Source organism: uncultured Gimesia sp., from assembly GCF_937910335.1.
Taxonomy (GTDB): Bacteria; Planctomycetota; Planctomycetia; order Planctomycetales; family Planctomycetaceae; genus Gimesia.
Genome location: NZ_CALEMX010000490.1, coordinates 1 through 12,147, shown reverse-complemented (window position 1 = coordinate 12,147; position 12,147 = coordinate 1). Strand labels below are relative to the sequence as shown.

The window sequence follows — 12,147 nt, the reverse complement described above, 5'->3', positions numbered from 1 at the left end:
CGATTGGGGATTTAAACTGGTCGCGATAATCGTGACATTCTGCATTTGTGTTTTGCCTGTTTGATTTGACAAAAGTAGGGCCTGATTTGATTAGGATAATGCCAGCCGGGTGGCTTAAGTCCGAAACGGTTTTCAGGTCGAGACGCACCCCATCTTAGTGTTGCTCCCCCTCTCGTGTCTACCACGTGAATTACCTTTGAATTGGCTAATTTATGCTGGGGAACCCTCTTATTTGAGACCTCGTTTGTTAAGATAGTCCTGATTACTAACTTACATTTAGAAAATACAGCAGGTCATTATGAACGATCAACGACCCCTCAATCCATTGCAACGCATTCTCAGAAGTCTGGGTCCCGCGATTATTACCGCTTCGGTAGTATTGGGACCAGGTAGTATTCTGTCGGCTTCCAAAATCGGCCACACCTATCAATATCAAATGATTTGGGTGCTGGTGATCGCGGTGATCATGATGATTGCGATGACGGCGATGTCGGCTCGATTGGGAATTCAACTCAAAGGCACCATCTGTGATGAACTGGCAAGTCGCGCGGGCCGTCCGATCGCCGCAGCAACAGGCATCATTCTGTTTTTAATCGCCGCCTGTTTCCAATTCAGTAATAACCTGGGTATTTTGGCTGCAGTCGAACCCTTCATTGATAAAGACAGTAACATTTCGCTGGCAATCATCATCGGCATGAACGTGTTCATCATCATGGCCCTGTATGGTTTCAAACATCTGTATCGCCACATTGAAAAATTGATGAAACTACTGGTAGGCATCATGATGGTGGCGTTCGCCATTAATCTGTTCCAGGTTCAGCCAGACTGGTTGGCGGCTCTATATGGTTTCATTCCTTCAATCCCGGAAGGAACCTTCGAGACGATTTTACCGAAGTGGGATGCCTCAGCTGGTAAAGTCGCAGATAATATGACGCCGCTGGTTGCACTATACGCGACAACATTTTCTGTCGCAGGTGCCTTTTATCAATCGTATCTGGTACGACAAAAAGGGTGGACCAGAAACGATCTCAAACAAGGTCTCACAGACTCAGTCCTCGGCATCAGTGCCTTAGGGCTGATTACGATGATGGTCCTGATCACAGCCGCGGCAGTTCTCTATCAGAATCCGGATGTGACGAAATTGAAATCCATAGCTGATGTGGCAAAAGGTCTGGAGCCTGGGTTTGGAAAATGGGGAATGATCATCTTCTCACTCGGCATTTTCGCGGGTGCCTTCAGTTCGTTTCTGGTCAATGCCATGATTGGTGGCTCTATTCTGGCAGATGGCTTCGGGTTGGGCGGTTACATCGACCTGAAATGGCCGAAGTTATTCACAGTCTTAGCATTGCTGGTGGGGATGGCGGTTGCCATTTTCACGAAGACACAGGGAAAAGCACCAGTAGGTTTGATTATCTTCGCGCAGTCACTCACGGTATTAGGCATTCCGATGCTGGCCATCGCCATGCTCTGGCTGGCAACCCGCGCGGACATGAAAGGTGAAAACAAAATCCCCGCCTGGATGAAAATCCTGGGATTCATCGGCCTGTTCTCCTCAGTCTTCCTGGCCCTAAGAACCGCCGTCAAATTGATCCTGCCATTGATTAATGGGTAGCGAATTGAAACTTAAATTGTCTGCTATTTTTCTTGGTTCGGTCGGGGGAGTTTTTTCGCTTTTCTTTTATTGACCAAGAAATGGAAGATCTCTCCTTCAGGAACAAAAATAGAAGTTAGAGAAAAAAACTTTCTTTGAATCGTTACTAGGGGTTCTGTATATGGCAATCTGCCAGGGTCAGAAAGATTTTCTTCCGTCGCTATTTCTAGCCAGACATCTATTAATTTTTGACGCTCGGGTTCAGTAAGTTCTTGCCACGTCTTTCTCTTAATTTCTGCTTCGTGAGTTTTAATTAGGTAGGTTGCCATCGCACCAGCAAGTTCTACTGCGAGTATTGCGTGCTTTGTATCTAATAAAACTTTTTCTTGTCCTCTTCCATGTGCATCACCTAGTCGATTTCTTAATGCTCCTAAACCTTCAACCATCGATTGGCAGCTTCCTAAAATCTGTCGAAAAATTTGTTCCGATTGTTGTGAAGGTGCTAATTCCAAGCAGTGGGCAGTTTTGCTGTAAAGCGCGGGTAAGTCAGATGTAATCTGATATTCGATGCCACGAAAATCCAAGATATGTTTACATGTTGATTCAATTAAAGTACGAGCGGATGTAATAGCACCCTCAGGATCTAACTTAGACCTAGACAAAGCCTTTTCCCAAGCATTGCGGATTTGAATCGAGTCAATCAAAGCCAAGGCTTCTTTTGGATTATCTTCGTCGTTTGCTATCTCATAGGGCTCGTTCATGTTCGCATCCTCTAAGCATATACAGGGAATGTTCTAATGTATATTGTGAGGTAGCGTTCTATTGGGTACAACTTAAGGAGCAATTCATTTTGTCTAAATTTTTAATAAGGCTTGCGCTTCTGAAGAGATAGTTATAGAATAGAAATGTTCTATTTAACGAAGGATCAGTTATGAAGAAGTGGGTTAATCAACTTCATTTGGGAGAGTGTATTGAAGGATTGAAAAAAACTAAGAAAGAGCAGGTCGACTTAGTTTTTGCAGATCCTCCGTATAACATTGGGTTCTCATATGATGTCTATGAAGATAAATTAGAAAGCAGTGAGTACTTACGATGGTCGGAGGATTGGATTGGTGCATGTCATAAGGCACTAAAACCATCCGGAGCAATGTGGATCGCCATCGGTGATGAATACGTTGCAGAAATCAAAATCATTGCAGAAAAATTGGGTTTACACCTTCGGAATTGGGTGATTTGGTATTACACATTTGGTGTTCACTGTACTCAGAAATTTGGACGATCTCACACACACTTGCTCTATTTTGTGAAAGATCCCGACAAGATAGTTTTCAATGACTCAGAGATTCGCGTTCCCTCAGCTCGGCAGTTAATCTATAACGATAAGCGAGCAAACTCCGCGGGGCGTATTCCGGATAATACCTGGATTCTGAGACCACAGGCTGCTCCCGGTTCCTTCGCTGCAGGGCACGATACCTGGTATTTTGCTCGCGTTGCAGGAACATTTAAGGAGAGAGCCGGTTTTCATGGTTGTCAGATGCCCGAACAGTTGCTTGGTCGAATTGTTCGTTGTTGCTCAAGCGTAGATGATGTTGTACTTGATCCTTTTGCCGGCTCTGGAAGCACGCTATGTGTGGCCAAAAAATTGGGCAGGCAATGGGTTGGCTATGACATTTCGCCAGAATACGTTCAACTGGCAAAAGCACGAATTAACTCTGTGAATAATGGCGATGCTTTAGAGGGGCCAGAAGATCCGTTAAAGAGTACTCCTGCAATATCTAAAAGAGCGAGTAGAGCGAAACGAGAAAAAAATCAAGAGCAAGCTATTATAACTGCTTTCCAGAAGGCATCGGATGGTTTTTCTGTCGATCGTGTTATAGCTGATCCTGTTTTGAACGCATCATTTATTGATGAATGCAGTGTGCAGAGTCTGTCAGGTCGTCCTGTTGATTGGAACTTAGAGCTTCTTGCTTTGAGGAAAACAGGAGATTTCGCACAATTACGTTCTTCAAAAAGAGAACAAGTATCACTCACAAAGATGGATTTGTATGAGTTTGCTAGTGAAATCGCATTGCGTCGCATGATGGATATGGGTTACTCAAGTCTAGATCATATTCTTTGTGACCCTTATGCAGCATCTCGCTTCGATGATTTTGCAAGGAGCTTGGCACCAGGGTTTAAATCTTTTGATTATCGATGGGCAGCTCTGAGAATTAGAAAGCAAGCTCATACCTGGCGTGTATCTTCTGAAAAGTACGTCTCATTTAAGAAAAAGTCTAAACGTTTTGATTTGGATGACAACAAATTTAAAGGGATACCAAAGTCACCCGCAGTGTATCTATTAAAAAGTGGTTCGAGTAACTCCCTACCTTTATACATTGGGGAGACATTTAATTTGATGGATCGAGCTTCCCGTACAATTTCTGCACAAACGGCTCTGAATCAATTCGCGCCAAATACTGGTGAGTGGTATTTGGAAATATACTTACAAAAAGATGTAGATCAGCTCGATCGAAGAGGACTTCAATCATATCTAATCGGGCGAAATCAGCCGCGTATGAATTTCATGGAACTTGCTGCAACATGAGCGATGAAACAATAGCTCAACGATGTTTGAATTTAGCCGGTTTATTTGAAGCGGAAGTACTGGTGGAGCTCATGTTAAGATTCTGGCACCACCCCATGGCTGATGAATATGACTATAGAAACGATTTGTTGGAAAAAGCAAATCAAGTACTGGAGAGAGCGGCAGACGGGATTGCTGTGATTGAACCTTTGAAAGCAGCAGACACTAACCTAATAGCAGCTATCTGGTACGCAGAAAGTACGGGAGTTCTCAATGATGAACCCGAGCAATCTGTAGAAACAATTACAGCGCGAAAACAATGGTTAGCCAAAGTAAGGACCTCTGTTCCGTCTTGTTTTGGTGAGATACATTAATTTTAGAAATTGGCATTCAAAAATATCGTTGCCTCACGGAGTTTTCTACCGTACAGCCCGCTATCAGATTGCGTAAATCGTTTTCGCTTCTGTTTCTCAACCGGGCCTTTCTTCTAAAGAATTAGAAGATCGTATTGACAGGCGACCCTGTTCCGCTTAGGATCATCTAAAGATTTAGAAGATCAGCATCTCATCATCGATGCTCATACTGTCCTTTAGCGGGAACAACAGAATGGCACGCTCAGAATCTGAACATCCAACAGAATTGGAACTCGAAATTCTCAAAGTCTTATGGGATGACTCGCCGTTACCGGTTCGCGAAGTGCGGGCCCGGCTCGAAGCGCAAGCAGGCCGTGTACTCGCTCATACTTCTGTGATTACAATGCTCAACATTATGTATCGTAAGGGGTTTTTGAAGCGGAAAAAGGAAGGCAAGTCGTTTTTGTTCGCTCCTAAATTGAAGAAAGAAGCCGTCACAGGCGGCATTATGGGAGACTTATTATCGCGCGTCTTCGATGGCTCTTCGTCTGATCTCGTACTCAATCTTCTGGAAACCGCGGATCTGGATGCAGAAGAACTTGTCGAACTTCGCAAGCTCATTACCCGTAAAGCAAAGGAGCAAAAGTAATGAGTTGGGACATTCTATCCATTGATCCGGAGTTGAGCGGCCGACTCTGTTTGACGCTTTTGCACTCGTTATGGCAGATATCTGCTTTGGCGCTTGTTGTGTGGTGTATCGACCAGATTTGGCGAAACGTTTCTGTCGAGCGACATTACACAGTAAACGTGGCAGCACTGGTGGTTGCCTTATTCGCGATTCCGATTACATATCAACTGACCGATGTTACAGAGCCGAAAGTCAATGCGAGTAGTGAGTCTGCTGCTATCGCCTCTGTTGTGAAGACGAATCCAACGCTTCAAACAAATGCACCTATCAATAAGCAGCCGATTGCTTCGTCAAGGACTCAATCACAATACCCTCAAGTAACGCAAAGTCGTCTACAACAGAGAAATCGAGACACTAGTACTGCAGTTGTAGCCCCCTCCCCTCCCAGCCAATCATCGATGTGGTTCTTACTGACGCCCTGGATTATTGGATTATATGCTCTGGGTGTTGCTTTCATGTTCGCCCGTCTGGTCATCGCCAGTATTCGAGCAAATCGACTGCGCGTGAATGCTGTTTTAGTCACAGAAGGACCATTGGTTAAGGCACTGCAATCACTCTCCCGGCAATGGTCGATGAAAGTCGTGCCTGCCCTCGCCCGCGCGGAGCAGATTGTGGTACCAAAAGTCGTGGGTATTGCGCGACCGACCATACTTTTGCCCGCGTCAGCGATCAGCGGCCTGTCGATCGATGAATTGGAAATGATTCTCGCACACGAATTAGCGCATGTTCGCCGTTATGATATGTGGGTGAATCTCATCCAGCGAATGGCAGAGACGGTATTATTTTTCAATCCGGGGCTCTGGTATCTTAGCAGGCGGGTCAGCGTACTCCGTGAATATTGTTGTGATGAGATGGCGTGTCGCGTGCAGTCCAGCACCCATTCGGAGTTCGAATCACGCGTAAGCTATGCAACGACACTTTTACGAATTGCAGAATTAGCAAAACGAAATACAAAGACGAGCATTGATCTTTCTTCATTAGCAGTCAGCGGACGGTCACCCTCCGAAATTCGTCGCCGCGTCGCTCGACTGTTTGGCGAGCCCCTCCGTGAGCCATTACGAATTTCACGGAGCGGGGTGTTCGCGATACTGGTCATCGGCTTTGCAATGGTGATGGCCCCCCTGATAACTTCGTCAACCGCACAAACCGCACCTAAGGACGTTACTACTGAGAATAAGAGTGCGAACAAGCCAATACAAAAACCGAGCAAAGTCCCAGTCGTTAACAAAAAATCGGTGCGAACATTTCAACTCAATGTCGTCGGGCCCGATAGTAAACCTGTTCCCCATGCCTTAGTCGAGATTCGCATGAGCCCGGCTCCAACCGCCAGGCAGATACTGCTTGGCGAATATGTTCGTGCAAGCACCTATGGTCCCTATGCCAAAACGGATAATGCGGGACGACTCCGGCTGGAAATCCCTCATCGTCCCCAACGATTTAGCATGAGTATCAAACAACCTGGATATGGACCTTATTGGGTTGGTTGGAATCCAGAGAAAATTCCCACAGAGTTCACCGCCAAACTTGATAAAGCCTGGACGGTGGGCGGCGTGATCGTTGATGAATCTGGTCAACCAATCGCTGGCGCCAAGGTTTCGCCGAGTGTGGACTTTAAGAAACGCCCTGGTGCCAATCGGAAACTGGGTGTTGGAACACGTATTATGACTGACGAAAAAGGTCAATGGCGGTTTGAAAACGTTCCTGATTCGAAAAAGGATGTTTATATTTCGGTGAATCAGCCGAAACATCTCCCGCTGAGAAGACGCTTGTCTCGGAGCGAATTTGAAATTAAGGGGTCTGCAAAACCATCGGCGCCGCTTGTACTGCAGGCGGGACTGACAGTGAGCGGAACGGTGACAGATGAAACCGGAAAACCAATTCCCCGGGCATTAGTCAGAACCAGATTCGGGAACGATATCCGCGAAGCAAAAACAGATCAACAAGGGAAATATCAACTCGTTGGTTGTGAGCCCAAGATCACTCGAGTGTTAGTTTTTGCAAAAGACCGCGCGACAGACATGCAGAAAGTGCGCGTCATGCGTGATATGGCTCCGGTCAATTTTTCTATGAAACCGGGAGGTAAAATTCGAATCCGAGTGGTCGATGAACAGGGAAAGGGTATTCCAAAGACGCAGATATTTTTACAAGGCTGGCGTGGTGCGTGGAACATAAACAGAGATTTTAATCCTGAGAGTAAGTATACGGATGAGAATGGAATTTGGGAATGGAATGAAGCGCCATTGGATGAAATTCAGGCTGGTATCTGGCGCCCCGGTGGGATGTCACTTTCCGACCAACCACTGATAGCGCGCGAAGCAGAATATGTTTTCAGTCCACCGAAGGCGTTGGTGATTTCAGGTCGCGTAATCGATGCCAAAACAAAACAACCGATCAAGAAGTTTCGTGTGACTCCCGGTCGTCGTTTTAAGAAATCCAATTCCTTGTTTTGGGACCTCTCTGACAGCTTCGAGTCAATCGAAGGTCAATATCAGATTCGTATCAACGATGATGATCCTGCCCACTTTATTCGTATTGAAGCGGATAATTACGAAGTGGCAGCCTCTCGTGCTATTAAGCCAACTGAGGGGAATGTTACCATTGATTTTTCTCTCGAACCGGCGAAAGACATCGCCGCCAATATTCTGACAGCCGCTGGCAAGCCCGCCGCGGGAGCCGAAATCGCCGTCGGTGTAGCGGGCGCACAGATTACGATCAAGCGAGGTAGACTTCGTAACATTTCGACCTATGCCACACGTCTCAAAAGTGATGTCAAAGGCCAATTCCGCATTCCCCCGCGCACTGACCCATTTCAACTTGTGATTTTGCATTCAGCAGGATTCGCGCATCTGAAGTCGACGGCAGGTCCGATTCCTGCTGAGATCAAATTGACTCCCTGGGCGCGACTGGAGGGAACGTTTCGTGTGGGGAAAGAAATCGTTCCTCATGTTTCCCTGGCATTGGTTAATAATGGTATCGATGTTTATAAGGACAATGAGCCACACATTTCCACACAAAATGAAGTCAAAACGGATACCAATGGACGTTTTGTTTTTGATCGTGTGTTTCCAGGAAATGGACAGGTCGGGCGTGAGATTGTATGGATGGTGAATGAGGGTTCCAGGGAAGCCACTTCCTCGCGCCGTGTGCCTGTAGAATTCGTTGCGGGAAAAACCACAACACTGAACTTGGGTGGTGATGGACGGCGAATGATCGGAAAACTGGTTCCACCCGCCGATTACTCTGGAAAGGTACTTTGGAACCTGGGGTCGCTGTGGCTCGAAGGAGAATCCAATTTACCAGAGATGCCGATGCTACCAATAAAAGAATCTAAACAGACAGACCAGCAGCACCAGGCGTGGATCAAGGAATGGATTAAGACGAAAGAAGGGAAGGCCTGGCAGGTTGCTTACGAATCGTATTTGAAAGACGTGTCAGAAATTCCACGCTTTACTATTAGTATTGCCGGGGATGGTTCGTTTCAAATTGACGATGTACCCGCGGGAAAGTATACCTTAAAGTTGTGGTCTCACGGTAGTATTCAAGCATCTCTAAAACCGCTTTCTATTACAGTGCCTGCTATCAAAGCAGACCAGACTACAGAGCCCATAGATCTGGGTGATCTGATTCTCGAAAAATTAATCGTGCGCAAGCAACCTCTTCAAACACCTAACTGACTGTATCAAATTGCGGACACATGGGGCGTGAGAACGGTCCTTCTGCGATTCTACCAACAGTTCCCAAGTCCCTCCGTGGCGGAGAAATTCGTTTCTGATTTCGTCGTCGAGGGAAAATAAGCGGAAATCTTACTCAGTAGTATATTCACTCTGTTCCCCGCTCTATTCCGCAAATATTTCGATTGCTATTTGTTCGGCTAGTGCTTTGTCAAGCTTGGAATGGAGGGCTAGGAGTATTGTTAACGTGCTCCGTTGTGGCACTCCCGTGATCTCGATTAGTCATGAGTCACTCTCTGCAGGGATCAGCATAAAACGCCGGGACATCTTCGGCGATGTTGAAGTTGGGGCGGAACCCGTTTGTTTCGTCAAGGTATGCAAAAGCCAGCCCCGCTCCATCGAGTAATTTACAACAGAGATAGTGATTGAGCGTCTCAATGACGGCCTGCCAAGGTGTTACCTTTTCGTTAAGTTGAGACAAGCCCGTTAAATCCTTAGCTTGCTCTTCTGTCATATTTGCGGTGTGAATGTCTTCCGCGGCGAAAGAGAAACCACCGGCGCCATCAACCAGATAGGCGCCATAGTTATAGAGTACATCCAGAAAGATACGGACAATGGGGGGGAGACTTTCGTCCTTGATGAGATCGGATGTCGTATCCGCAAAATCGCCGCGACCATGTAAGACATCTCTCAATAAAATTCGTTGTCCGGCAGCAAGTGCATTAGGGTTGGCAATCCCATTCGTACATTCGGTGCGCGTAGCAGGGTAAACCCAGTTGGGAGGGTCCTCTTGAAGCTGCTTAGGAAAATAACGAAGTTGAGGCAAGGCAAATATCAAGGCGTGCTTGATTTTCGATTTGATTCCGTCTGCAAGGTCTTCCGGAATTAATAGACCACCTAGATAGGGAAGACCCGATGCACGAGAGCTGCCACTGGGGTCGATCTCGGGAGTACGCGCACCCACGCCAGCAACATCAAATTGGGATGCAGATCCCGTGGCCAATATCTCATCGCCTGCAATTCCACCACCGGTAGACTTGCCTCTCACATCTTGATGTGTGCTGACCTGCCAGAAATCGTACTCCATTTTTGTTTTATCATCGTAAAGAATAACAGCACCATCAGATTCGAGGGCCGCGGGGCCGGCGGGACGAAACTCACACTCTGCTGTAGGCACTTCTAATATGGTGAAACCCTTTTGTTTGTTTCCTTCGCGAGGGAACCAGGGCGAAGGAAACGAACAGATATTATAAGGTAAACAGGGAACCGCTTTGGTAGGAACTTTTCCATTCGCGTAGCGTTTTACTTTGTAGATGGGAAAGGAATAATCGTTGTAGTTGACGTACGGAAATTGAACGCCCCCTCCCCCTCCATTTTCAAACGCCTTTTCCTGCTGAGCGATACGGTCTTGAAGATCTTTAAAATCGACCGTTTCCTGTTGGCCATTGTTACGCATTGTTTGAAGTTTTGTCTGGTCTTTCTTCAGGCGATCTTCGCTGAATTTCCGCAAAATATCATAGGTCGCGCGCGACTGCCGGTCACTCTCTTCAACGGGCTTATTGTTTTTGACGACTTCATTCCAGGGGCTCACGGGGCCGCCCTTATTCGCAAACAGAGGTAGTTCAAACTGGAATGACCGTGGAAAATCAGGAGTCGCCATAGTGATATCCCTTATTGAGTAGGATCAATTTGAAATGTCTGCGTCACAAATAGTAGATTGTAAAGGAAAAAACGCGTCTGTACAAGAATATACAATTGCAGGTGAAGATTATTTCAAAAGTTATTAATAACTCAACATACGAATACATGAGAAACACTTTAGAAATGGAAGTGAAACCTGCGTGGAGATAGAGAACGGAACGAAGTAGCCATCAGGGTAAAGGGTTTTCGCTGCAGTTCGTGCGCGTTCCTTTACAATACCAGGACGGGCTTTGTCTTTGGTGATGGGCAGTTGCACTTTGTTGAAACGAATCCAACGCACCATGACTTCCAGCTCGTCAAGGAAGATGGGTCCAGCCATTTTTCTGGCAAGAACAAACAGAGATCAATCGCTTGCGGAGATCAGGTGCGTAAGGCAGAATGAATTGATTCATCTTGACCCATCAACGTCATCTACAACATGAGAACAAAATCGCTCTCGATTTCGAGGAACATTCGATGGCTCTATCTTACTACTCAATTTTGTGTTCTTTATTTCTCTGCTTTTCCGATTTGGGAGCCTCGATCGTTTTCGGAAACCAGGATCTGAATCCGAAAACTCAGGTTGCGCAGGTCAAGACGACCCGGATGATCTACAAGCAGACGCCACAGCGTTCACTCACTGTTTTTTATCCGGACGATTGGAAAGCTTCAGACAAGCGGTCGGCTCTGGTAATCTTTCGCTGCCGCATTCCACAACAGCGCGAGCATTTCAGAAAGCAGGGCATGGTGATCATCAAACCGCTACTCGCTAATGTGAATTCGGGGAAACTGCCTGGCTTGAGTTTGCAGGAAATTACCAAACTGCCCCAGCCACGACTTCAGGTGGAAGACACCAAAAGTGTGATCCGATATATAAGAAAAAATGCCGCTCAACTAGGCATCAATCCAAAACGAATTGTTGCAACAGGAACCTCCGGCGGCGGAGACCTGGCACTACAATCTTACATCAATACTTCTTTTGAAGATCCCAACGACGACCCTTCGGTATCGCCACGTCCTGATGCGCTGGTGTTGTATTGCCCTGCCTTCGATGGAATCGATATCTGGTTCGTCAAAATGGACTCCTTCTTAAATGCGACTAAAACCAGGGCGCCCACGTTTACTCCGCATCTATTGCGGTTTATCAAAAACAAAACCGACGAATACGCGACGCCCCTGGATCATCGTGCGAATCTCATTCAACTTGCCGCAACGTTGGGAGAAGCGCAGAATATCGAGCCGTCCGAGATAAAGAGTTTTCAAGAAATTTTAAAACAGTTCAATCAGCGAGACTGGCAATTGCTACATCCCGCCGAAGATGCACTCAAGATGTCGGCATCCCGTATTTTGACGAAAGAACCGCTTCCACCAACGCTGATCATGTTCGGCGATCGAGATCATCTCTACAAACACCAAAGGGCGTTCGTAGCGAATGCAAAAGCAAAAGGCCAAAAATTCGAGCTGAAAATATTCAAAGGAGCCGGGCACAGCTTCATGATGCAACCCGCTTTCATGCAACCCAGTACAAGCGAAGCCGAAACGTTTTTAAGCCGATATTTCCCATTTGGGTTGAGCCAGGAATCGATCCAGGCTCGAATCAT

General features: G+C 46.5%; 9 protein-coding genes. 6 read left to right on the top strand and 3 right to left on the bottom strand.

Features of this window, described 5'->3' with window-relative positions:
* The first annotated feature begins 298 nt into the window (after window positions 1–298).
* A complete protein-coding gene (locus Q0668_RS20045; RefSeq protein WP_298867915.1) occupies window positions 299–1,612 on the top strand; it encodes an Nramp family divalent metal transporter in 1,314 nt (437 codons plus the stop codon).
* A gap of 23 nt (window positions 1,613–1,635) precedes the next feature.
* Here the strand turns inward: Q0668_RS20045 and Q0668_RS20040 are convergent, their stop codons facing one another.
* A complete protein-coding gene (locus tag Q0668_RS20040; protein WP_298867913.1) occupies window positions 1,636–2,352 on the bottom strand; it encodes an abortive infection family protein in 717 nt (238 codons plus the stop codon).
* A 170-nt stretch (window positions 2,353–2,522) separates the two neighbouring features.
* Here Q0668_RS20040 and Q0668_RS20035 point away from each other — a divergent pair, with 170 nt between their 5' ends.
* The 4 genes from Q0668_RS20035 to Q0668_RS20020 all read left to right on the top strand — a co-directional run bounded on the left by Q0668_RS20035 (window position 2,523) and on the right by Q0668_RS20020 (window position 8,869).
* Window positions 2,523–4,175, top strand: coding sequence for a DNA methyltransferase (locus tag Q0668_RS20035; RefSeq protein ID WP_298867911.1), 1,653 nt, complete (start codon window positions 2,523–2,525; stop codon window positions 4,173–4,175).
* On the top strand, window positions 4,172–4,528 hold the full coding sequence (locus tag Q0668_RS20030; RefSeq protein ID WP_298867909.1) for a hypothetical protein: 357 nt from the start codon (window positions 4,172–4,174) through the stop codon (window positions 4,526–4,528). Before Q0668_RS20035 ends, Q0668_RS20030 begins: the two co-directional genes overlap by 4 nt.
* Before the next feature lie 232 nt (window positions 4,529–4,760).
* Window positions 4,761–5,156 carry a BlaI/MecI/CopY family transcriptional regulator gene (locus Q0668_RS20025; RefSeq protein ID WP_298867907.1) on the top strand — a complete coding sequence of 132 codons (396 nt, stop codon included), beginning with the start codon at window positions 4,761–4,763 and terminating at the stop codon, window positions 5,154–5,156.
* Window positions 5,156–8,869: a carboxypeptidase regulatory-like domain-containing protein gene (locus Q0668_RS20020; protein WP_298867905.1), complete on the top strand. Its 3,714-nt coding sequence runs from the start codon at window positions 5,156–5,158 to the stop codon at window positions 8,867–8,869. The genes Q0668_RS20025 and Q0668_RS20020 overlap by 1 nt, the downstream gene beginning before the upstream one ends.
* A gap of 286 nt (window positions 8,870–9,155) precedes the next feature.
* Here the strand turns inward: Q0668_RS20020 and Q0668_RS20015 are convergent, their stop codons facing one another.
* Window positions 9,156–10,526: a hypothetical protein gene (locus Q0668_RS20015; RefSeq protein ID WP_298867903.1), complete on the bottom strand. Its 1,371-nt coding sequence runs from the start codon at window positions 10,524–10,526 to the stop codon at window positions 9,156–9,158.
* Between the two features lie 123 nt (window positions 10,527–10,649).
* Window positions 10,650–10,886, bottom strand: coding sequence for a hypothetical protein (locus Q0668_RS20010; protein ID WP_298867901.1), 237 nt, complete (start codon window positions 10,884–10,886; stop codon window positions 10,650–10,652).
* Between the two features lie 137 nt (window positions 10,887–11,023).
* Between Q0668_RS20010 and Q0668_RS20005 the strand changes: the two genes are divergently transcribed.
* Window positions 11,024–12,147, top strand: a 1,124-nt coding sequence (locus Q0668_RS20005; protein WP_298867899.1) for an alpha/beta hydrolase, incomplete at its 3' end; no start/stop codon positions are given.